The 254-nt window shown below is 79.1% G+C and carries 1 protein-coding gene; it reads left to right on the top strand.

The features are described 5' to 3' along the window. Window positions 1–254, top strand: a 254-nt coding sequence (locus GTW08_RS32245) for a hypothetical protein (protein WP_237454194.1), incomplete at both ends; no start/stop codon positions are given.

The raw sequence follows: 254 nt of genomic DNA, 5'->3' as shown, positions 1-254 counted from the left end.
CACCGAGACCGCGACCGACACCGAGACCGACACCGCCGATCCGAGCCGTGCCTCCGCCACGCCCCGCTCCGCGGATCCGTCCGGGGCCGATGACGCTGCCGGGGCCGATGACGCAGCCCCGACCGACGCCACCGCAGCCCGGGACGCCGCGGGCACCCCCGACGACCCGGCCACGCCGCCGGTGCCGGAGTGGCCGGTCGCGCGGCTGCGCATCGTCGACGACCTCACCGACGTCGTCGCGCCCGGCCCGGACG

This window comes from Pseudonocardia sp. SID8383 (assembly GCF_009864975.1).
In the GTDB taxonomy this organism is placed as follows: domain Bacteria; phylum Actinomycetota; class Actinomycetes; order Mycobacteriales; family Pseudonocardiaceae; genus Pseudonocardia; species Pseudonocardia alni.
This window is presented reverse-complemented; position numbering and strand designations above follow the sequence as displayed.